Source organism: Paenibacillus sp. MAEPY2, assembly GCF_000499205.1.
GTDB classification, from domain to species: Bacteria; Bacillota; Bacilli; order Paenibacillales; family Paenibacillaceae; genus Paenibacillus; species Paenibacillus vandeheii.
This window is the reverse complement of record NZ_AWUK01000047.1, coordinates 15,862-37,735: the sequence shown is the minus strand read 5'-3', so window position 1 is coordinate 37,735 and position 21,874 is coordinate 15,862. Positions and strand designations below refer to the sequence as shown.

19 protein-coding genes are annotated in these 21,874 nt (G+C 45.2%); 3 read left to right on the top strand and 16 right to left on the bottom strand.

What is annotated here, in order from left to right:
- Nucleotides 1-24: 24 nt before the first annotated feature.
- The 4 genes from nagZ to P364_RS0130520 form a co-directional block, all read right to left on the bottom strand.
- A complete protein-coding gene (nagZ, locus tag P364_RS0130535; protein WP_236642218.1) occupies nucleotides 25-1,353 on the bottom strand; it encodes a beta-N-acetylhexosaminidase in 1,329 nt (442 codons plus the stop codon).
- A gap of 378 nt (nucleotides 1,354-1,731) precedes the next feature.
- Nucleotides 1,732-2,835 carry an NADH:flavin oxidoreductase gene (locus P364_RS0130530; RefSeq protein ID WP_024633802.1) on the bottom strand — a complete coding sequence of 368 codons (1,104 nt, stop codon included), beginning with the start codon at nucleotides 2,833-2,835 and terminating at the stop codon, nucleotides 1,732-1,734.
- 320 nt (nucleotides 2,836-3,155) lie between these two features.
- On the bottom strand, nucleotides 3,156-4,466 hold the full coding sequence (locus P364_RS0130525; RefSeq protein WP_024633801.1) for a hypothetical protein: 1,311 nt from the start codon (nucleotides 4,464-4,466) through the stop codon (nucleotides 3,156-3,158).
- A 279-nt stretch (nucleotides 4,467-4,745) separates the two neighbouring features.
- Nucleotides 4,746-5,795 (bottom strand): 2,3-butanediol dehydrogenase, encoded by a 1,050-nt coding sequence (locus P364_RS0130520; RefSeq protein ID WP_024633800.1) that lies wholly within the window; start codon nucleotides 5,793-5,795, stop codon nucleotides 4,746-4,748.
- 400 nt (nucleotides 5,796-6,195) lie between these two features.
- Here P364_RS0130520 and P364_RS0130515 point away from each other — a divergent pair, with 400 nt between their 5' ends.
- Nucleotides 6,196-7,233, top strand: coding sequence for a LacI family DNA-binding transcriptional regulator (locus P364_RS0130515; RefSeq protein ID WP_024633799.1), 1,038 nt, complete (start codon nucleotides 6,196-6,198; stop codon nucleotides 7,231-7,233).
- A gap of 146 nt (nucleotides 7,234-7,379) precedes the next feature.
- Here the strand turns inward: P364_RS0130515 and P364_RS0130510 are convergent, their stop codons facing one another.
- The 3 genes from P364_RS0130510 to P364_RS0130500 all read right to left on the bottom strand — a co-directional run bounded on the left by P364_RS0130510 (nucleotide 7,380) and on the right by P364_RS0130500 (nucleotide 9,415).
- On the bottom strand, nucleotides 7,380-8,354 hold the full coding sequence (locus P364_RS0130510; protein ID WP_024633798.1) for a D-2-hydroxyacid dehydrogenase family protein: 975 nt from the start codon (nucleotides 8,352-8,354) through the stop codon (nucleotides 7,380-7,382).
- A gap of 191 nt (nucleotides 8,355-8,545) precedes the next feature.
- A complete protein-coding gene (locus P364_RS0130505; protein ID WP_024633797.1) occupies nucleotides 8,546-8,797 on the bottom strand; it encodes a hypothetical protein in 252 nt (83 codons plus the stop codon).
- Nucleotides 8,798-8,830: 33 nt separating this feature from the next.
- Complete coding sequence (locus P364_RS0130500) at nucleotides 8,831-9,415, bottom strand: TetR/AcrR family transcriptional regulator (protein ID WP_024633796.1); 585 nt, start codon at nucleotides 9,413-9,415, stop codon at nucleotides 8,831-8,833.
- Between the two features lie 241 nt (nucleotides 9,416-9,656).
- Here P364_RS0130500 and P364_RS0130495 point away from each other — a divergent pair, with 241 nt between their 5' ends.
- Nucleotides 9,657-10,877, top strand: coding sequence for an MFS transporter (locus tag P364_RS0130495; protein WP_024633795.1), 1,221 nt, complete (start codon nucleotides 9,657-9,659; stop codon nucleotides 10,875-10,877).
- A 1-nt stretch (nucleotide 10,878) separates the two neighbouring features.
- Here the strand turns inward: P364_RS0130495 and P364_RS37925 are convergent, their stop codons facing one another.
- On the bottom strand, nucleotides 10,879-11,037 hold the full coding sequence (locus P364_RS37925; protein ID WP_173405258.1) for a hypothetical protein: 159 nt from the start codon (nucleotides 11,035-11,037) through the stop codon (nucleotides 10,879-10,881).
- A gap of 30 nt (nucleotides 11,038-11,067) precedes the next feature.
- Nucleotides 11,068-11,520 carry an SRPBCC family protein gene (locus P364_RS0130485; RefSeq protein WP_306440235.1) on the bottom strand — a complete coding sequence of 151 codons (453 nt, stop codon included), beginning with the start codon at nucleotides 11,518-11,520 and terminating at the stop codon, nucleotides 11,068-11,070.
- A 109-nt stretch (nucleotides 11,521-11,629) separates the two neighbouring features.
- Here P364_RS0130485 and P364_RS0130480 point away from each other — a divergent pair, with 109 nt between their 5' ends.
- Nucleotides 11,630-12,022 (top strand): VOC family protein, encoded by a 393-nt coding sequence (locus P364_RS0130480; protein WP_024633793.1) that lies wholly within the window; start codon nucleotides 11,630-11,632, stop codon nucleotides 12,020-12,022.
- 126 nt (nucleotides 12,023-12,148) lie between these two features.
- Here the strand turns inward: P364_RS0130480 and P364_RS0130475 are convergent, their stop codons facing one another.
- The 7 genes from P364_RS0130475 to P364_RS0130445 form a co-directional block, all read right to left on the bottom strand.
- On the bottom strand, nucleotides 12,149-13,240 hold the full coding sequence (locus P364_RS0130475; protein ID WP_024633792.1) for an HD-GYP domain-containing protein: 1,092 nt from the start codon (nucleotides 13,238-13,240) through the stop codon (nucleotides 12,149-12,151).
- A gap of 276 nt (nucleotides 13,241-13,516) precedes the next feature.
- Entirely contained in the window at nucleotides 13,517-15,352 is a 1,836-nt protein-coding gene (locus P364_RS0130470; protein ID WP_024633791.1) for a UbiD family decarboxylase, read from the bottom strand.
- A 274-nt stretch (nucleotides 15,353-15,626) separates the two neighbouring features.
- A complete protein-coding gene (locus tag P364_RS0130465; protein WP_024633790.1) occupies nucleotides 15,627-16,964 on the bottom strand; it encodes a sensor histidine kinase in 1,338 nt (445 codons plus the stop codon).
- A complete protein-coding gene (locus P364_RS0130460) occupies nucleotides 16,961-17,629 on the bottom strand; it encodes a response regulator transcription factor (protein WP_024633789.1) in 669 nt (222 codons plus the stop codon). Before P364_RS0130460 ends, P364_RS0130465 begins: the two co-directional genes overlap by 4 nt.
- 28 nt (nucleotides 17,630-17,657) lie before the next feature.
- Nucleotides 17,658-19,622, bottom strand: a complete 1,965-nt coding sequence (locus P364_RS0130455) for an ABC transporter ATP-binding protein/permease (RefSeq protein WP_024633788.1) — start codon at nucleotides 19,620-19,622, stop codon at nucleotides 17,658-17,660.
- A gap of 317 nt (nucleotides 19,623-19,939) precedes the next feature.
- On the bottom strand, nucleotides 19,940-21,232 hold the full coding sequence (locus tag P364_RS0130450; protein ID WP_024633787.1) for an amidohydrolase: 1,293 nt from the start codon (nucleotides 21,230-21,232) through the stop codon (nucleotides 19,940-19,942).
- An 80-nt stretch (nucleotides 21,233-21,312) separates the two neighbouring features.
- On the bottom strand, nucleotides 21,313-21,606 hold the full coding sequence (locus tag P364_RS0130445; protein ID WP_024633786.1) for a hypothetical protein: 294 nt from the start codon (nucleotides 21,604-21,606) through the stop codon (nucleotides 21,313-21,315).
- Nucleotides 21,607-21,874 lie beyond the last annotated feature (268 nt).

The following is a 21,874-nucleotide window of genomic DNA, read 5'->3' as shown; positions in this document are numbered from 1 at the left end:
CCAAAATCATAACACAGGTGGGTACTATCGGGCATCGACCTGCTTGCGCCAATCCAGAATGTCAGCGTTCAGCTGCTTCAAATCTCCAGACGACTGCTTCTCATCAGACAAGTTATACTTCTGTTTCAATGCCAGAATTCGATAGACACTTTCATCAATGCGAGATTCGGAAATCTTCCCTGACTTCACCGCGCTCTTCAACGTATCAAAAATGGTCTTGGCACTCTCATAACTGTGCGCTACCAGCAGAATATCGCTCCCTGCCTGAACCGTAGCCACGGCGGCATCGTCCAGTTTGTAATTTTTCGCGATTGCGCCCATGCTCAGATCATCTGTGATGACCACACCGTCATATTTGAATTTGCCACGTAAATGCTGACCTATGATGACGTCCGACAAGGAGGCTGGATGGTCGGGATCGAGTTTCGGAAACAGAATATGAGCTACCATAACCGCTTCCACCTGTTCCTTCACCGCAGCCTCAAACGGAATCCATTCGAGCTCGGCAAGCTGCTGTTCTGTTTTGTTCACGACAGGTAGATCCAGATGGGAGTCCACGGACGTGTCCCCATGACCGGGAAAATGCTTCACCACAGGAATAATTCCTTCGCTGCGCAGCCCCTTCATCTCGGCTATACCCATACGCGAAACCAGACTGGCTGAGCTGCCAAATGAACGATCCCCAATTACCGGGTTATTCGGATTACTGTTTATATCCAGCACTGGAGCAAAGTCAACGTTAAAGCCAACAAGCTGAATTTGTCTTGCCAACAATTTACCCATCGTTTCAGCCAAATCAGAATCCTTCGTCTTACCCACTTTCCCATTGGAAGGAATGGACTCTACTGTTTCCGGCATACGACTCACTTTGCCACCCTCCTGATCCACACTCATGAAGATCGGAACCGGATTGGAACGATTGGCATCCTTAATGGATTGCACAAACGTTGCTGTCCCCTGAAGGGTTGAGACGTTATTGGCATAGAAAATAATGCCTCCCACCTTCTGATCCATGATCATCTGTTTCGCTTGGGCATCCAAAGTGGTCCCTTGAACACCTGCGAGAATCATTTGTCCAACCTTCTCATCCAAAGACAATTGATCAAGCTGCTCTTGTACCGGATCTTTCTCCTCCTGCGGAGGCACTGTATTCTGCTGATCATCCTGATCATTTGCGCCTGCGTTTGAATTCGCATCTGTCTTCGTTCCGGTATTATGGTTACTTTGCTCTGACGAGGAAGGCTTCTGCGACTGCCCACATGCAGATAAAAGCAGGAGTATTCCGAATAGAAGGAACAGCATTTGAAGCGTGCTTATGTGTTTATTTTTTGAATTGCGACTATGGATATACAAGGATGGTCATCCTCCTTAAGCGTTGTTGTCATTCAGACTGAATATGGTTCAGGCATAACCTTATCATAAGGTGCTTCATTTTCAAAATGGAGACAGCTCGCGCACAAATAAAGATAATGGAGTCGGAATAACGAAAAAAATTCCCTTTTCGAGGTTAAAGTGTGGTATTTTTTGGCGTTATTCATTAAGGCGTGTGTGATTGGAGCAGATGAGGAAAGGTGTCAGCGGTGCGAAAAACGGTTTTCTATTGTGAATTTTTCATATGATGAAATTATTATTGAAGGAGGATGAAAAGGCCGCCCTTCGGCGGCTTCACGTTTGTTTTCAGTTTTCGTTGCCAATGGCGTTTGTTCTTACAAATCTTTTCTGAAAGTTCTCTTAATAGAGTGTTTGCAACACTTTTGTTGTGAAAGGTACGATTTCAGACTGGCGTCCTTCGCGAACTTTGTTCGGCCATTCCGGATCGCTCAACAGTACACGCCCCAATGCAATCAAATCAAATTCATTTTTCTCCATCTTCTCGTTCAATTGATCCAGGTGAGCATCGCCAGCCCCCTGGTTTTCGTTCGCTCGATCCACGAATTCCGCTTCAAGCCCTACCGATCCAACAGAAATCGCCGGTTTGCCACTTATTTTCTGTGTCCAGCCTGCCAGATTCAGCTCTGAGCCTTCGAATTCCGGCAGCCAGAAACGACGTGTTGAGCAATGGAAAATATCTACGCCTGCAGCCGTCAGAGGGGCAAGGAACTGCTCCAGTTGTTCTGGTGATTCCACCAAACGTGCGTCATAGTTCCCCATTTTCCATTGGGAGAAACGAAACATGATCGGGAAGTCAGGACCTACAGCAGCGCGACATGCTTCAATAACTTCGACAGCAAAACGCGTGCGCTGCACCAGATCGCCTCCGTACTTATCCGTACGACGGTTGGTGTGTTGCCAGAAAAATTGATCAATCAGGTAACCATGAGCTCCGTGAAGCTCAATACCATCGAAACCGATGCGCTGTGCATCGGCTGCTGCCTGTGCATACGCCTGGATAAGACCCTTGATTTCGTTCTCTGTCAGCGGTTCTCTCTCCGGTTCACCTGCCATACTTTGTCCCGATGGACCTACTGGCTCAGCTTCTGCATTAGGCAGATCGCCTGAACGGCGGGCTGTGCCCACATGCCACAATTGTGGCATGATTTTGCCACCTGCCGCATGGACTGCCTTGACTACATTCGCCCAACCCTCTAGTGACTCTTCGCCATGGAACAGCGGAATGCTTGCGCCACTAACGGATGAAGGGTGGTTAATCCCTGTTCCTTCGGTAATGATCAGCCCTACACCTCCGGCTGCTCTGCGACGATAGTATTCCACGACCTCTGGCCCGGGTACGCCTTCGGGTGAAAATCCACGAGTCATGGGCGCCATGACGATCCGGTTGGACAGGGTGAGCTTGTCCGAGGTAAATGGTTTAAACAAAGCTGTCGGTACATTCATTGTGTATTGCTCCTTTTCGATCAGATTGGAAGAAAAAATGTACACGTTCTAGCACATGTTATTGTATGCCTACCACAGATGTTTTTCAGGAGTCGATTAAGATATCTTCTTTCTATATTATAGTTTCTGATTTTTATTTTCAAATTTTTGAAAAAAAGAAATTAATGTCCTTTTGAACACAAAAATAGAGCAAGCTCGATGTAGCTTCTTCTAAGAAGTTCTACCATTTCGGCCTGCCCTACTTTTAACCTAAATTGGCCTCGCTGGAACCAAAAATGTGGATGCAGCATAGTATATAATATCCATAATCTTCCTTACATTTACTTAGAATTAGCAGGGATATCATTGCGATTAACTCTTAGCAATTTGCCTGATGAAGTGGATAGAACATCGGGGTCCGTGCCTAGCCCAAAGTAGAAATCACCTTCATGTTCTTCAAAAGACCTGGCGTACGTGTCCTGGTTGAAACGGAGAATTTCATTCCATGTGTTCAGATCCGTCGATTGATATACGCGGTTTATATAGAGATTCGCACTTTTGCGTGTGTAGGTAAGCACATAGACTTTACCATCTCGCAGCAGCAGATCAGTAGGAAGGGCCTGAGTATCCGGCAAAATGACGCGCTTTGCCTGATTAATATCAGTCATGATATTCAAGGATTTGGGTAACAGCTGCCCATCATTGAATACCCCTCCGGCAATATAGAGCAGCTTATTTTTGAAATTAATATTTTTCCCGATTTTATTATAGGGGACTGTTCCAGTTTGATAGGATAGCCCTGGAAGCATTTTGCTGCCATAGATGAGCACGTCTTTCTTTTCAAGCTTCTCGTTAATCTCTAATATATTCGTTTTGTCGCCCCAAATATTATTGGCAGGATACATCATGCCGGATGCATATAATTTGCCCTTGATTTCAAACAGCGTATACACCCTGAAGCCAAATGTATTGATGGTGGCGAATTTTTGCCAACTTTCACCTTGATCATGAGAGATTAATACGGTAGGCTTCTGCTCGGTACCCAGTGCTGCAAATAGTTTGCCCTGATAGGACGCCAAATCGTACACATGTACACCCAGCGGCAGATTACGATACTTGGTCCATACATCTCCATCCAACCGGTAGAAGTTCCCCATATCCCACTGCTCGCCATCCGAATCATTTCCGGGAATATACAATTTGTCATTTAGCACTTTGTAAATGTCAATCTGTTCCTCATCTACAAACTTTTTGGTCGAAGAAACGATGCTCGGATTTCTATTCGTAACGGATTGGGTTACAAATTTGGGAGTGGCTGTGTCGTAATAAATGACCGGAATTGGGCCCGCATTGGGTGAAACACCTAAATTACTGCTGTTCCCATGCCCCATATATATTTTCCCTCTGTACAATTGCAAATCCCAGACATTGTTGGCATAAGGCGCTTTCTTAAAAGGCCTTCCAAGCAGCTCGATCTTGGACGTCACATCGGCAGATGTGATAGGCGCATTGGACACCTTGGCAAGCATCCGCTCGGCAGTCGGCTGCTCTGTTACAGTATCATTCTTGGGTTTCGAATTGCCCATAAGCAGCCACCCCATACCTGCAACGAGGGTCAAAATCACAGCTGCCCATTTCGTATTCCTCTGCATGTCCGCTTCCTCCTTCATTTAATGAAATAACACCTTTACACCAAAATGATACAAATTGTATCTTTTCATATTATGTAAAACGAAACCTACTTGCAACAAATTCCGCCCGATCTGTGCAAAAAAAATAGACAATCGCATCCGGAGATGCGTTGTCTATTCGTCATAATTCAAGTGCTTGCCTGCTAATTGAGCATCAGCTCCAGTTGAACTCCAACTGGGTTGCCTATCGCCATTTGCTGACTTCCACTCTATTATATTCTGATGTTATTAGCCAGGAATTTACTCTGCTTTCACCAGAATTTTAACCTGGTTTTTCTCTTTGAGCAGTGCTTCAAATCCATGCTCTACCACTTCGTCCAGGTTAATTCGTTTGGTTACCAGCTTGTCTGCCGGGAAGAAACCTTTAGCCATCAGACTAATGACCGCCGGGAATACATCACGGTAACCGATAATGCCATTGACCGTACGCTCCTTCATGACAATGGAGTTTGGCAGAATCGGTGCTTCCTGTTCAAAAATGCTGACGATCATCAACTCACCACCAATACGTGTTGAATCAATCGCTTGCTGCAGTACCCGTGGAACACCGGTCACTTCATAAGCTACGTTCACCCCGCCTTGGGTCCGTGCATGAATTTCTTCCACAACATTGTATTGTGCAGGATCAATAACGATAGCGCCAAGTTCTTCCGCTTTGGCTTTACGTTCCTCGGATAATTCAACGACGTAAATATCCGATGCACCAGAAGCTTTCAGCGCTTCTATAACCAGCAAACCGATAGGACCCGCACCAAAAACAGCCGCAGTGTCGCCGACTTTCAGTTTGCTCTGACGCACAGCATGAAGAGCTACTGCGGAAGGCTCCACCAAAGCTCCTTGCTCGTACGAGATGGAATCCGGAATGGCATGCACCATATTTTCCTCAGCCGTTACATACTCCGAGAAACCTCCGCCTCCACCAGCCAGGCCCAAGAAACCCATCTGATCGCATAAATTATATTTTCCTTGCTTGCAGGCTTCACAATGACCGCATGCATAGATCGGTTCAACCACAACGCGATCACCTGCCTGAAAACGTGTCACGCCTTCGCCTACTTCAACGACTTGTCCTGAAAACTCATGCCCCATCACAAGAGGTGCTTGTTCCCCTGTTAGCGGATGCGGTGCTTGAGCCGGAATGAAGATCGGGCCAGCAGTGTACTCGTGCAAGTCACTGCCACAGATTCCACACCACTCCACTTTTATTTTAACCTTTCCCTGTTCAGGGCGGGGTTCATCAATATTTTCGAGACGCAAATCTTTTACTCCGTGCCAACGCAATGCTTTCATTTGTTTCATCTCCCAGATCATAAGTTTTGATATAATCGGAAACGTTTCCGTAAATCAAATATGTCACATTTTAAATAGACTGTCAAACATAATTTGTCACACTTATGTCTATATTATGAATTTTACGCCGATAATTCTGGAGTAAAGCCAGCCTTCAATACACCTGCCACTCCAATGACAGAACAACCTCCCGAGCGCTATTATCCCCAGATTTTTTTGGATTCTATTTTTCAAAACAGCTAATCAGCTCTTTTAAAAAATAGATACCTATGACCTTTCAATCGTATTCACAGGATACTTATTGGCTCAAATGTTATAATCAAGGTATAGTTTGGTCATTCCATTTGTACATATTTTCAAAATTCGGAATCGTTTCCGATTGAAGTGAGGTTAACTAAACGTGAATAAAGATCAGAAGGTTACGATCAAGGACGTTGCAGAACTTGCAGGTGTAGGCATCGCTACCGTCTCCAGAGCCATCAACAACTCGGAAGGTATCAGCAGCAAAACACGTGAGAAAGTCATGCAGGCCATTGAGGAGCTTGGTTTTGTCCCCAATACCTCTGCCCAGAGTCTAAAAATACGCCAGACGCATCAGATTGCACTGGTTGTACCTGACATACGCAACGCCATTATTCCCGAGATTTCCTGGTCTGTTGAACAAACAGCGAAGCAGCATGGATATCATGTGGTCCAAATCAATACGGCGGGAAATGCAAGAACGGAACTGGAAACCATTCGTAACATCAAAAAACTGCACGTGGACGGGCTTATTTTCATGCCTTTGGCCTATCCCAAAACATTACCGGGCCTAATTGATAAAGCTCCCCTTCCCATTTCCATGATTAATTACGGCAAAAAGCTGGAGCCTGGCATGAAAGCAGATGTCGTTTCTCTTTCACAACCCGAAGGGAAACTGGTCATGGAACATCTGATTAAAATTGGGCGGACCCGCATCGCCTACGCCGGTGCCCCTAAAGACATTATCGAAGAACGTTATCGGGCTTATGAGAAGGCCGTAGGTCATGTAGATATCTCCCTCGTTTATTTCGGAGAAGATTTTTCATTGAATACGGGAGCCAATGCAGCGGATTATTTTCATGGGCTGACTCACATGCCAGATGCCGTATACGCCATTAATGATATGGTTGCCATCGGATTGGTCAATCGGTTTAAAGAACTGGGCGTTCGTGTACCCGAAGATATTGCTGTTGTGGGCGTTGACAACAACCAATTCACTACCGTTTCGTCTCCGCAGATCAGTTCAGTCTCGATTATGGGCGAAGAAGTGGCCAGACTTGCAACGGAATTGCTGTTAAAGCGAATTCGAGAGATGAGTACCACCGATTACGAGCATATTCAATTCGAGCCAAGGTTAATTGTGCGCGAGTCCAGTGTTGCCATGATCCGTTCATCATCACAAGGACCACACGCCTAAGCGTTGTCGTGAAGACACGGATCTATTGGACAACATTCGAATAACACAAAAAAAGGTGTTCTCCAGGAATGAATTTTAGTCCTGAGAAACACCTTTTTTCATCTTCAAACACCACACACTTATAGCTCAGCCCCACCTACGAGCAATCACTTTTTCGGAAGCAGTTGTCTAATCGGTGTTCCCTTCAGGAACATCTCAATATCTTCTACAGTATGGTTAAAATAAATAGCATAGTTGCCTTGAGTCACGTAACCAATGTGCGGCGTTGCCAAGAGATTAGGCAATGTGCGCAGGATATGGTTTACAGGAAGAGGCTCCTGTTCATATACGTCGAGACCTGCCCCAGCAATCCACTCATTCTGTAAAGCCTCGACCATCGCCTCTTGATCCACAATGCCTGCACGAGACGTATTGATCAATAAAGCGGTATTTTTCATCCGTTGGAACTCGGCTCGTCCAATCAGATTATGAGTGCGGTCACTGAGCACCAGATGAATGGAAACTATATCGCTTTGTTCAAGCAGTTGTTCCTTGGTCTCTGCCCATTGAACTCCCTGTTCTTCTGCACTTGCCTGTGTCAAATTCTCACTCCAAGCGACCACTTTCATGCCAAAGGCTTGTGCAATCTGTGCCATTCGGCTGCCAATCTTGCCTAATCCGAGCAGTCCCAATGTTTTTCCGTACAAGTCCATGCCAACTGTACTCTGCCAGTTTCGATTCGAACGCAGCGCGTTATTTTCGGTCACCAACTGTCTGGACAGGCCCAGAATCAGCGCCCATGTCAGTTCCGTGGGTGGATTGGAGCTTCCTTCCGTGCCACAGACGATGACACCGTTTGTTTCCGCAGCCTGGAGGTCAATGGAGGCATTGCGCATGCCGCTTGTAATCAGAAGCTTGAGTTTCGGCAATTGAGTGATCACGGATTCAGGGAAAGGTGTACGTTCACGCATCAACACAATCACTTCAAAATCCCGCAGTTCCTGAACAACCTTCTCTTCTGATCCCAAGTAATGATTAAACGTCTGAACCTCAACCCGATCCAGGATTGGAGTCCAATCCGCTGAAGAAAGGGCAACATTCTGGTAATCATCCAATATGGCACAACGCAACTTCGTCTGCATGGTTGAATCTCCTCCTCATATATGTGCATCATCGAACAATGTTTGAAAATGTTACCCCGCATATGTAACTCATAATATACATTCCTAATTTAATCTATACCCTATCTGTATTGTATCAACTCAGCCCCCATCTGCCCAATGCCCTCAGACACAAAAAAAGCAGGAGTAGACTCCCGCTTCTTGCTAACCGTTCAAAAAAGTTTAAAAAGCAGCGCCGTAATGAGGATCGCAATCGCCACTTGAAATAAAGACCGTATTTTCCAGAACATTTTATCCAGTTTCGATTGATCATTCTCAGTCAGGGAACCCACGATAGCAATAAAAGCAAGTATGCCAATCACAATCAAGCTGAACTCAATGATCCCCAGCCCGCCATATGTCGTCAGCAGCACACCGATAATGTATAAAACGACAAGGTAGATCCTATGAAAATAACGTTCCATATGAACACCCCTTCTGTAAAAGAAATACTTCCCTTATGCCTCAAGCAACGATAACGTAACCTTTATACTCTGCTGCACAAATGAACGGTCCGGCTCCGATTTCATCATAACGGTTAATCCAATCATCGATACAACCAGAGACTTGGAGAGCGCAATTGCGTCAAGATCATCAGACAATTCCCCGGTTTCCTGTCCCCGTTCAATCGTCTCCTTGAAAATCGCCGCCAGATACATCTGGTGCTCCCGTGTAAGAACAGCCAATTTGGGATCATGCGGAGCCAGTTCAACCATCGTATTGATGCAAAAGCAGCCGTGACGAGGATCAGTTACATCCCCTTCAGCTCCAATATGTTCAAACAATGCACGGAAGGCCTCTTTTACAGAGGATGTATGCTGAAGTCTGGATCTGACCTGAGCGGCATGTAAAGTCGTATACCTGCGAAGTGCCGTTTCAAACAATTCCTTTTTGTCACCAAAAGCCGCATATAGACTGGGGCGCTGAATCCCCATACTCGTTGTCAGATCACTTAAGGATGTCGCTTCAAATCCTTTATCCCAAAATATCTGCATTGCTGCTTCCAATGCCTTATCCGTATCAAATTCCCGTTGTCTAACCATACATTCACCCTCTTTGTGTATCGATCAGTATAAAATTATTCTAAGCTATACTGAATTCCCATGTCAAACCCATCTCAATATACTAAAAAGAATATAGCCTTATCCCTTCAACTCTTGACATCATCTCCAAGCATAAAGTATGTTTATTCCGAATCATAATGTACTGATCAGTATATTTAAATCCAACAGCTTTCATCCCGCTTCCAACGTACCACATTCGAATACGAAAGGTGAATCATTCATGCAAAATCCATCTCATCTAGCACATCCCTCCAACGAAGGACGTCCGAGCATGTCCCGGCTTGTGGCGCTGTTATTTGCCCTATGCAGCGGACTGGTGGTAGCCAATATTTATTATGCCCAGCCTTTGCTCGACTCCATTGCTGAGGAGTTCAGTCTCCCTCATTCATCCATTGGGATCGTTATCACCGTAACCCAGGTCTGTTACGCCCTCGGATTGCTATTACTCGTTCCCCTTGGTGATCTATTGAATCGGCGCAAGCTGATCATCATCCAGATGCTTTTATCCGTAATCGCCCTGATTGCAGTCGGTACCTCATCATCCAGCCAAATTTTATTCATTGGAATGGCGGCTATCGGGCTGCTCGCCGTCATTACTCAAACACTTGTTGCCTTTGCCGCCTCCCTCGCTGCACCGTCTGAACGAGGGCGCATTGTCGGTCTAGTCACTAGCGGGATTGTCATCGGCATATTGCTGGCGCGAACCATTGCAGGTACCTTAAATGATTGGATTGGCTGGAGATCGGTCTATCTCTTCTCTGCCAGTCTGACGTTACTGGGGATTATCGCCCTGTTTCTTGTACTCCCCAAACACGAACCGGAGCGAGAAAAACTAAGCTACACCCAATTGATCGTTTCTGCCCTGCAATTGTACCGTGAACTGCCTGTTCTTCGAGTACGCGGCGTTCTCGCCATGTTGATTTTCGCAGCCTTCAGCACCTTGTGGACTTCCATGGTTTTACCCCTAAGTGCTGCACCATTCTCCTTGTCACATACTGCTATTGGAGCCTTTGGTCTCGCGGGAGCTGCTGGCGCACTGGCTGCTGCACGTGCAGGAAAACTGGCTGATCGGGGACTTGGACAAAAGACAACGGGTATCGCCCTTGTCATATTGCTTCTATCCTGGCTGCCCATAGGCTATGTTAACCACTCTTTATGGCTGCTTGTAGCCGGGGTAATTATGCTGGACCTTGCCGTGCAGGCCGTGCATGTCACCAACCAGAGCTTGATCTATGAAGTTCGACCTGAGGCGCAGAGCCGCTTAACGGGCGCCTACATGATCTTTTATTCGATAGGCAGTGCTACCGGCTCCATCGCTTCCACTCAAGTGTACGCCTGGGCAGGTTGGACTGGTGTTAGCTTGCTGGGTGCAGGCGTTAGTACCGCTGCGCTTCTGTTCTGGGTCTTTGATCGATCCATCCATCGGAATACGGGTCACTAAATTAATCCAGCTTATTCCACACCACGATAAACAGAGTGGCTAACGGACCAAATAACAGGGAAATCAGAAACCAGTTACGTCCACTTCTGTTTTTTCCCTGAGCAAGTCCGGCATTAATAAGGGCAAGCGTGCCCCAACCTACAACGTATTCGTTATCCATCACCTATCATCTCCTCTTAACAGATCGGCTCTACCTGTGGCTCTCAAGCAACGCCTTAAGTTTCAAATTACGACTCTCCAGAAAAGCCTGCATGTACCTCTTGAGTACAATACGCTCTGCAACCCATCCCAGAACACCAAGAGGAGCTTCAAATCTCAGTGTGTCTCTCATACAAGTGGTCTGCTCGCCAAGCTTACTGAAGCTGTGTTCATGTCTCATGCTCTTGAAGGCGCCTTTCTCCATCTGATCCACAAAAAGATGCGGCCGATTGTACTCGGCGATCCGGGAAGTCAGCTTCTGCCTTATCCCGAAATGGCTTGCTTCGAAAGTTACCGTATCGCCTTCGCCAATTTTTCCCGTTATAACACCTGCTATAGCCCGCTCACGGGTATGTTTCCAGACCGTACGGGTATGAATATCAATATCCCTTGCATAGTCAAAGCATCGCTCAATGGGGGCATGTATTGTAATCTCGGTTACCACTTCAATCAAGGACTATCTCTCCTTTTCCGCTTCCGTTACAATGAATGAATAGGCGGTTCACCCCGTCTGCAACCTATTGAAGATCACTGAAAGGAGTTGTATATAATTCATGAATGCGTCATCCAAAATCACAACGTTTCTGATGTTCTCTGGACAAGCGGAGGAAGCTATTCGCTGGTACACCTCTTTGTTTGCTGACTCGGCCATTCAGCATATGTTTTATCAGGATAACGGCAAAGTTCTGCATGCCATATTTACGCTGAACGGGCAGACCTTTATGGCGATCGACAATACTAGCGCTTACCACGCATTTACGCCAGCCATCTCATTGTTTGTCAACTGCGAAACGACCGACGAGCTTACCCGGCTGTTCGAAGCCTTATCCACAGAAGGAGAGGTATTGATGCCACTGGCTGCATCCCCCGTCAGTCAACAGTTCGGCTGGGTTCAGGACCGTTATGGCGTGAACTGGCAGCTCAATCTGCCTAAAAAGGAAAATTAAGGTCAATGCAAAGTATACTCCTGGCCCCCATGAAGAACAACGTCAGGGGTAGGATAAAAAATAAAAACGGGTCCCCTGTCTCGTACAGGAGGCCCGTTTTGCGTATGAATTCATTTATTTTCAAACTCAGATGATTAACTCGTTAATGGCAAGCGTGCGTTCTTTGGACAGATCACGATATTGTTCCGACTCCACCTTAATCAGTGGTTTGAATATATCGGATGTATTGTTCATGACAATCACGCCCCGCTCGCCGTTGCTCAGAAGCACTTGTTTACCAATAAAATTAGGAAGCAGATGCTGCATCAAGGCCTGAACCGGCTTCTCATTCAATTTGCCAAATCCCATTGCATAGATATCGCGTAGGTTGTTGATCAGATTCGGATTGCTGCTTCCGTGACTGCCGGATCTCATCCCGATGTATATGTCGGCGACTGATACGATCTGTGTGTATGGGTGAATTTCTTCTTTTTTAAGTTGCATCGGATAACCGGTACCATCTTCCAGTTCATGATGCTGAAGAGCTACCAGCGCAGTGGCTTCATCCGTCATGGAGCTTTTGATAATATCATGCCCATAGATCGTATGACGCTGCAATTCAAGCTGTTCATCTGCAGTTAACGGTTCCATCTTGTTGCGAATCCGGTGGGATACTTTACACTTGCCAATATCATGAAGATAGCCACCACGACTGATCTGGTAACTCTCTTTTTGAGAATAACCAAGCCAGTTAGCCAGGTAAAATGACAACAGTCCAACCTGAATGGAATGCGTGTAGTTATTGACATCATCCCGTTCCAGCATCATCAGGAGATGTACGACATCCTTTTGCTCGTCAAGTCCCTCCACCATCGGTTGAAGTGCATCATCCACCATTGTTGCGTTGAACTTGCCTACAGTCAGGGCTTCGAGAAATGCAGATTGATAGTTATGTACAGTTTGTATAAATTGGGATTTCATTTCTTCTTCAGGCGGTTCTTCCTTGGTGCTTGTGCTTGCTCCAGATGCAAATTTTGCCGCAGCAGCAAAGAATTCCGCTTCCGTGATCTCTTCCTCGCGTGGTTCAATATCCACATAGTCCACGCGGTGCTGCATCAGCAAGGTGATATCTTCACTTTTGATCACAGTACCTTGACCCAGAACGTGTAATCCCGCTTCGCTGAAAGTATCCGCAGTCAGACGGTCTCCATCTTGCAGGTTCATAATATGGATTCTCAAATCGGTATTCCCCCTGAACAATCATTTATAGTCAACAGCACCCGTTAGACGGATCCTATAAATCCCTATACTACTTTATATCGATATAATCTTTCTTTTTCTCCATAGTCCAAACGACCTTAATCACAAAAGGAAATACGAACGTATAAGACTTTATTCTCACTCCCATTTTCAAAAAAGTCCCGGTTTGAATCCGTATTCAGATAACTGGTATCTTGTTTTACACATATATAACCAAAAAGCCCAAAAAAATCTTTGGGCTTTTATTGAATTTCACTATATTTTGATCGAACTCAGACTCGCTCCCTGCACGAAAAAGCGTTCAATACTCTTCTCAACAGCTGGGTCCGGAATTAACGGTGGCGCCTGATGCGGCTTTACTCTGGCATCGATAATGATCTGGTCGCAGCCCCAATGTTTATAGTTGTAGCCGCTATTCACACCGTACATATCATGGGACGGGTTACTGCGGGTAAATGTCGCCCACAAGAAATTGCTGAGATTCACACTCAGGAAAGAGCTATCGTCACATAATACGATCATTGGACAGGAGGACAAATCTCCTTTTTCCTTCAGCATGTCTGTTAATGCCTTCATTTCCTGTTCTGTATCCGCATAACTGGTGAACGGCGTACCCTGAATAGCCACAATTCCTGGCATCACGAGCTGTGGATTGTTATAACCTCGAATTTCTTTCAATGTCTCCGGTACTTCCCGGCTCAGTTCCCGGATCTTGTCCCCGTAGGCTGCAAATACAACCTTACTGCCGCTGTTCAATCCGGTTCCCGAGTAATCCAGCGTATCAATCGTTGTATTGGTATGGAAATGAATGTCCCGCTGCAGATCCATTCGTTCGAGGATATACGTTAGGAATTCCACTTCCCGATGTGTATCCAGCGGTTGCTGATCCTCTGCTGTGATAAACAAATACTTCGCCAGACTGAGCTGGCCTGTACCCAGGATACGACTCGCAATCGTCAGCAGCTCTGTTGGCTGTTTTACCGTCTGATACGGCGTATAACGTTCACTGCCAATTGCGAACAGAAGCGGATGAACCCCTGCTGCATCGACTGCATGGACTTCTTTCACCCCCGGAATCTCCTGTTTAATGGCATCACCCGTAATTTCGTGAATCAAATCCCCAAATGCGGTATCCTCTTGCGGAGGACGACCCACCACGGTAAAGGGCCAGATTGCGTTCGGCTTGGCGTACACTTTATGCACTCTCATTAACGGGAACGGATGCGTCAGACTGTAATATCCCAGATGATCACCGAACGGTCCTTCAGGCTTCGTCTCGTCCGGGTAAATATCACCCGTGATGACAAAATCGGCGTCATTGCTGATGCAGTATCCATCCTTATAGCTGTAACGGAAGCGACGCCCGGCAAGCAGCCCGGCGAAAGTCATCTCACTGAGTCCTTCAGGCAAAGGCATCACTGCAGAGAGCGTATGTGCTGGAGGGCCTCCGATGAAAATGCTCACTTTCAGGGGTTCTCCCTTTTTGACAGCTTTGGCCTGATGAATTCCGATTCCGCGATGGATCTGGTAGTGAAGTCCAATTTCCTTGTTCAGTTCATAATCATTGCCACTTAGCTGTACACGATACATGCCCAGATTGGAGTTCATGATGCCTTGCTTGTCCGGATCCTCGGAATAGACCTGAGGCAGCGTAACGAATGCTCCGCCATCCATGGGCCAATGCTTGATTAATGGCAGATCCGAAATCTGAATCTCCTGTGCGGTTACTGGCAGACTGATCGACTTCTGCTTGGGCAGAGCCTGCCAGGCGGCAAGTCCTGTGCTGATATGCTGAAATGGCGTTTTGAGTGCCTTCATTGGATCGTCCCGGACAGCCATGACACGTTGTACGCCTTCAAGCGTTCCACGGAACATGAATTTGCTTCGCTCCAGTGTACCGAACAGGTTCGAAACGGCCTGGAACTTCGAGCCTTTCACATTTTCGAAAAGCAATGCTGGGCCTTTCGCCTCATGTACTTTCATATGTATTGCTGCCATCTCCAAATGAGGGTCCACTTCTTCCTTCACTCGAATCAAATGTCCATGCTGCTCCAGATCGTTAATGCAATCTTCCATATTGCGATATTTCATTGGATGGCTCCATTCTTTATATAATCATATTATGTTCATATATTCACATAGGTGTGAAGTAGCGGGTTGAATATAACGTTGAATCTACTTTGTCTACTTTTCACCTAAAAAATGATTAATGCTAGCGTCTCTTCTATATTATCAAATGATCTGCCGCTTAACAAAACAATATATATAATTTATCACGAAGCACTCACCAAAAAGCAATATTTAGGCAACCTGAGTCCAGTATTCATAAGGACCACAATTGCTTCAATATTGCTAATTGACTTACTTATGGTGTAGTCGAAGGTCTGGGGATCGTAACCGTAAACTGCGTTCCTTCTCCAACCCTGCTCTCTACATCTATTGTACAATCATGCAATTTCAAAATTTTAATTACGATGGAAAGCCCTAATCCATTCCCTCTTAAAGCACTGCTCCGTGCTTTGTCCACCATATAAAATCGATCGAAAATATACGGAATGGCTTCCTCCGGTATTCCTTGTCCTGAATCTCTAATCGTTACCTTCACGAATGAAGTAGACTTCTCGATTTCTACATGGATGTACCCATCAGGACCCGTATATTTTATAGCATTGTTCATTAGATTCTGCCAGACCTGCTCAAACAGATCTTTATCCACCGTGATTTCACAAGGCAATAGATCCAATTCAATCTTGATATTTTTTCGCGCCCACTGAGGTTCCGCTAATACGATCGTTCTTCTTAATTGTTCATCTAATTGGAATGTGGTGAGATTAAACGGATGGTGCTCCGAATCAAGTGAGGCTAACCGGAGTAAATTATCACTAAGCCTGGACAGACGTAATGTTTCCTCATATATGATATCCAGATGCTCTTTCTGCTCTTCCAGCGGAATGACACCATCTTGCAGCGCTCTTGTAAATCCTCTAATCGATGTAAGTGGAGACTGCATTTCATGAGAGACGTTACTGACAAAATCATCCCGAACCGAATCCATTTTCTGCAACTCACTAGCCATGTGATTAAAGCTCTCCATCAGCTCACCAAACTCATCCTGATTATGATGTTTCAACCGTACTGTTAGATCGCCTGATGCCATTTTCTTGGCCGCAGCCGTTAGTTTTTTGATAGGTCTCACCACGTACCCTGACATAAACATGATTAATAAGCTTCCTATAACCAGGACAGTTAATAGCGATATCAATAGTGTGCGTTTCACATTATGAAAAATCGATGAAAAATTAATTGTGATCAGGAGCGCATCTTTCTCGTCATTCAGCCTGGGAACACCAACGAACGCTGTTTCATCTTTATTGGAAAGAATAAACGCTTCCGTGGTATTTTCGTCGAATAATTTATGAACTTTACTATCCGAAAAGGAAGCAAGCACTTCACTTTGTTCATTCACAGCATTTATGTTCAAACCGTATCGCGAAAAAATATTCAAGCCAGTTTTCACCTTTTCCGGATCATCGATCAGGTTTATCATCGCAGCGATATCTTCAGCAATGGTAACCAGGGTATGATTCGGTGTCTTTTCCTGAGGTCGCATATTTAGTATGAAGGAGAGAATCAAACTGATGATCACAATACCAATAAAGGTAGCTACGATTCGTATGCGCAGGCTTTTACTCACTATTTTCATACAAGCTCCAGGCGATACCCCAGTCCTCTGATCGTCGAAATAATCAGTTCAGGGATAGGTTCCAGCCGTTCTCTTAACCTTTTAATATGCACATCAACGGTACGCTCATCACCTTCATAATCGAGTCCCCATATATCTTCTATAAGCTGTGTGCGTGTGAATATTTGCCCTGGCAAACTCGCCAAAGCAAACAACAATTCACATTCCTTCTTTTTCAATTCAACCGTTTGCTCTCCTGCAGCGACTGTCAAATTGCTTAGATCAATCGTTACACCGCCGATATGAATCACATTCGAGGATACCTTGTTGTATCTCTTCATTAAAGATTTCACACGCAAAATTAACTCTACAGGATCAAAAGGTTTTACTAAATAATCGTCTGACCCTGCATTAAATCCTTTGACTTTATCCTTGGATTCTCCTTTGGCCGTCACCATCAGAATGGGAATATCCATATAAGATCGAATATCTTCGGTCAGTTCAATACCATCTACACGGGGCATCATCACATCTACAATCGCTAAATCAATTTTGGTTTGAGACAAGATGTTCAGTGCTTCTTGACCGTCCGTCGCTTCCACGACGGAAAACTGATTTTTTTCGAGATAAATTCGGATTAATTTGCGGATATGGGAATCATCATCAACCACAAGAATCGTGTTCATTCATCTATTATCCTTTCAATAATCTTATTTATTCATATCGTAAGGATTCCATCGGGTCCAGCTTGGCAGCTTTGGATGAAGGCATCAAACCCGCAATGATACTGATTAATGTACTTACAGCGACGCCAAACACGATATAATATCCAGATAGATTAATCAATTTTGCTCCAAAAGCATTGTCCAGGAAGATGTTTAGCACATAGCTGATGATCGCTGCAAGGATAACGGCAATAACACCACTGAATATACCTAATAAGGCGGATTCGGAAAAGAATATTCGTTTAATATCCTTTTTCCTTGCTCCAATCGCTCGAAGAATTCCGATTTCCTTCGTCCGTTCCACTACACTAATGTACAGCACCACCAATATCATAATCCCTGAAACGATTAATGAAATCCCGGCAATGCCAGCCAGAACAATTGTAGCCATGCTTACGTAGGTCGTGATACGCTCCATGATTTTGGCCGTTTGGGAGCCTGAGAAACCTGCATCCACAGCTGCGGCATTAATATCATTTACATATTTCATATCGGTTGCATAAGCATTAACTTGAATCGGGCCAATGGTCATTCCATTATCAGTGTACATCTGTTCCAGCGTCTGTGAAGGAAGATACCCTGGTGTCTGCTGCATCGGTGTTTGTTGACCCGCCGCTTCATAGATACCGGAGATCGTAACTTCTTTTTCTAAAATGATCGGTTTGTGGTTAGCATCCATTTCATTAATATATAGATGGATGGATTTGCCTATCATAGAATCAGGTTGATCATTTCCACTTAATTTATTCGCCGTTTTCAATGGTAACAGAATTTGATTGCCTTCTGGAAAAGTTCCTGCCGTAATCGTTTCTTTATCAAAAGCATCTGTAAGGGTCGTTAACTGAGTGAGCCCCTCCGACTGTTCTTCGTACACCAGAGTCGATTTTCCATCCACAGAGGTGATCGTCTCCACATGATCCACATTCTGAAGATTACGAATGGTTTCGATATCAGCATCTGTAAATGCCTGTCCTGTTGCCATCAGAGCTTCCGGGCCGCGCAGGTCACTTGCTTCTTCACTCGGTTTAGTGATGTCCACTAGTAATGGGTCCATGCTTGCATTAATTTCGTTATTCATATAACTCGTAATTCCATTTCCCAAGGATAACATCAGGAGTACGCTTAAAATACCTATCGATCCACCCAATGCTACTAGTACATTACGCTTGCCGTTGAGTTTCATATTTTGGAGAGCCATTTTGAAAGAAGCGAATAAGCCCAGGTTTCTGGAAGCCCCATTACTACCCTCATAGGTCGTTAAGGAACGATCTTTCAAATGAATATCATCCTTAATCCGTCCCTCCTCTACCTTCACAATACGTGTACCGGAATCAGCTACTTTCTGCGAGTGAGTTACGGCAATTACCAGCATTCCTTTTTGCGCAATACTGTCCAGTAAAGCCAGGATTTGATCTCCATTTTCCTTATCCAGCGCTCCTGTTGGCTCATCGGCCAAAATAATGTCTGGATTGTTTGATAATGCGCGCGCAATGGATACCCGTTGTTTCTGTCCACCCGACAGCTGATTGGGGCGTTTATTCAGATGATTTTTCAGCCCAACCTCGGTCAAAATATCTATAGCGCGCTTATTACGTTCCTTCTCACTTGTATCCGTCATTTGCATAGCGATCGTAACATTTTCCAGCACAGACAGATGCGGGATCAAATTGAAATTTTGAAACACAAAGCCGATATTATTCTTCCGATAATCATCCATTTCCTTCTCAGTCATGGCACTTAGGTTCTTTCCACGAACGAGAATATCCCCTTCAAAATCGGAGTCCATTCCACCAATAATATTCATAAGGGTCGACTTTCCGCAACCCGATTCACCAAGAATCGAGACGAATTCTCCTGTCTCAAAGCTCAAATTCACATCATGGAGCACGGGAACCTTTTCTTTACCATACAACGTATATGATTTCTTTACATGTTTAACTTCTAATATGCTCATCCTAATCTCTTCCTCTCCAAGTCATACACTCTATCTATTAGTTTGATTTACTTTTCACATTCTAACAAATTTGTGTGAACTGATAATGAACTGGCTACCCACGTCGTCCTGCAAAAATACACCTTCGGCTGCTTGAAGTGACTTATTTCAAGTGTTTGAAGGTGTCAAAATCAATATGTAAGCATAGCAAACTGAGCCCTATTTATAAGGACTCAGTTTGTTTGTTTTGCTTGAAAGCGTTCATTGGGTTCATCATTTAAAGATGGTTGTTGATTTATACAGTCTGCTCAAATTAAATTCAGATCCGTCCGGTTCTCCTATATCCCTTCAACAATACGCTTCGCCCGGGCCTCTACCTGACGGAATAGTTCCTCCTCATCAATCGTCACCAGCTGCCTTCCCCTCATCAGTACACGACCGTTCACAATGGTGGTATCTACATCGGCACCATTCGCGCTGTATGCAAGCAATGATTCCAACTCGTGAACAGGCTGCAAGTGCGGCTTCATCAGATCAATCAGAATGAGGTCCGCCTTACGTCCAACTTCCAGGACCCCTACATCGTGCTGAATATTTAGGAGCTCTGCACTTCCGCGGGTAGCCATTTGGAGGATTGTTTTTGCCGGCAACCGGGCAGGATCACCATGATCCAGCTTCTGCAGCCAGGTCGCAGCCTTGATCTCTTCGAACATATCGACGGTTGTCGCACTTCCCGCTCCATCGGTTCCAAGACCCACGTTAATTCCCTGTGCAATCATCTCGGTAATCGGAGCGATTCCGCAGCCTAGCTTCAGATTGCTGACCGGATTGTGGGCTACGCCGCCACGCATGCCTTTCAGTCTGCCAATATCTCTACGATTCAGGTGTACACCATGGGCGAGCAATACGTGTGCACGTTCGAACATGCCCGCCTCTTGCAAATACTCCGTAGGTGTCATGCCATAGTGCTCACGAATTTTTACAACTTCTTCTTTGGTCTCAGCCAGATGAATGTGGATGGGTACGTTTTCTTGCTCCGCCATTTCAATTACTTCCCTTAAAGGCTCTACTGGGCAAGTATAGGGAGAATGCGGTCCATACATCGTCGTAACTCGGCCCTCTGCCTTCCCAGACCAACGTTGAACCAAATCCACCGCTTCTTGTAATCTGCGTCCTCCATCATCCTCTATGAACACCATTCCACGTGTGAGTGATGCCCGAATACCTGTTTCCTTTACCGCTTCTGCGATTTCATTCATATGAATGTACATATCGGCGTAAGCTGTGGTTCCTGAACGAATCATCTCGGCGATGGATAATTGTGCCCCCCAGTATATATCTTCAGGAGTCATCCGCGCTTCAGCGGGCAGCATTTTACGGTCAAGCCAGTCCATGAGCTTCAGATCATCCGAAAATCCTCGTAACAGACTCATTGAAGTATGCTGGTGAGCATTGATCAGGCCGGGCATTGCCAATTTATGTTTTCCGTCTAGGATATCATCACCCGGTTGAGCCTGAATGTGGGGGGCAATCTCCGCGATGCAGTCTCCTACAATGCGAATATCCCCCGTGAAGGGGGAATCGGCGTCTTTCATCGTTAAGATTGTGGCTTGCTGGATTAACATACTCATTCGTTTCACAACTCCTCTAGGTTTGGATGGCCATACTTCCAAATTCGAGGATAAGCCTTCACGTAACGGCAAGGTCAAGGTTAAGTTAATTTTTGAGTCGTCATTGTTCTGAACGTTTGGATAAAAGGCTTGGGATCAATATTGACCATGTAAGGATAGACTCCCGTGCTTGTATGGAGATAGAAAAAGCCACCTTCATTGCCCATTCTCCGAAAAGACATGTCGAACACTTCCGTAATATGAAACTCGCGGTATTTCGTTACAATCTTGTCTGAATACAGTATCATGGACCGATCACTCTGCAGTACTTCCTGTGCGAGACCCGTCACTTCTCTCTGTATTTTGTAATAAGGCAATACAGCAATACAGTTCATGATCTCCCTCCGTTCTAGCCATAATTATTTGTTTCATCATAGCAGATCAGAGCGTCTGAGCAAAAAAATGATCCAGCAACATATATGATTTACGTGATCTTCGTTGTTACTTTCAATGGATAACGAAGTGCTTCCTGAATATTCTGCAAGGGCTTGATTCATTAATTGAATGTAGCTGATATGTACTTTCCGAAAAATCCCCTCTCCGTAAACAGGATGGTGAACTCATCACTCTGTTTACGGGGAGGGGATTATAACGATTTGGCGT

Coding starts and splice junctions, on each gene's coding strand:
- P364_RS0130495 (WP_024633795.1), top strand. CDS start 9,657: ATGCAAAATCCATCTCATCTAGCACATCCCTCCAACGAAGGACGTCCG.
- P364_RS0130530 (WP_024633802.1), bottom strand. CDS start 2,835: ATGAATGTACCGACAGCTTTGTTTAAACCATTTACCTCGGACAAGCTC.
- P364_RS0130455 (WP_024633788.1), bottom strand. CDS start 19,622: ATGAGCATATTAGAAGTTAAACATGTAAAGAAATCATATACGTTGTAT.
- P364_RS0130520 (WP_024633800.1), bottom strand. CDS start 5,795: ATGAAAGCATTGCGTTGGCACGGAGTAAAAGATTTGCGTCTCGAAAAT.
- P364_RS37925 (WP_173405258.1), bottom strand. CDS start 11,037: ATGGATAACGAATACGTTGTAGGTTGGGGCACGCTTGCCCTTATTAAT.
- P364_RS0130445 (WP_024633786.1), bottom strand. CDS start 21,606: ATGAACTGTATTGCTGTATTGCCTTATTACAAAATACAGAGAGAAGTG.
- P364_RS0130505 (WP_024633797.1), bottom strand. CDS start 8,797: ATGGAACGTTATTTTCATAGGATCTACCTTGTCGTTTTATACATTATC.
- P364_RS0130470 (WP_024633791.1), bottom strand. CDS start 15,352: ATGAAATATCGCAATATGGAAGATTGCATTAACGATCTGGAGCAGCAT.
- P364_RS0130480 (WP_024633793.1), top strand. CDS start 11,630: ATGAATGCGTCATCCAAAATCACAACGTTTCTGATGTTCTCTGGACAA.
- P364_RS0130460 (WP_024633789.1), bottom strand. CDS start 17,629: ATGAACACGATTCTTGTGGTTGATGATGATTCCCATATCCGCAAATTA.
- P364_RS0130510 (WP_024633798.1), bottom strand. CDS start 8,354: ATGCAGACGAAGTTGCGTTGTGCCATATTGGATGATTACCAGAATGTT.
- P364_RS0130525 (WP_024633801.1), bottom strand. CDS start 4,466: ATGCAGAGGAATACGAAATGGGCAGCTGTGATTTTGACCCTCGTTGCA.
- P364_RS0130500 (WP_024633796.1), bottom strand. CDS start 9,415: ATGGTTAGACAACGGGAATTTGATACGGATAAGGCATTGGAAGCAGCA.
- P364_RS0130450 (WP_024633787.1), bottom strand. CDS start 21,232: ATGAGTATGTTAATCCAGCAAGCCACAATCTTAACGATGAAAGACGCC.
- P364_RS0130465 (WP_024633790.1), bottom strand. CDS start 16,964: ATGAAAATAGTGAGTAAAAGCCTGCGCATACGAATCGTAGCTACCTTT.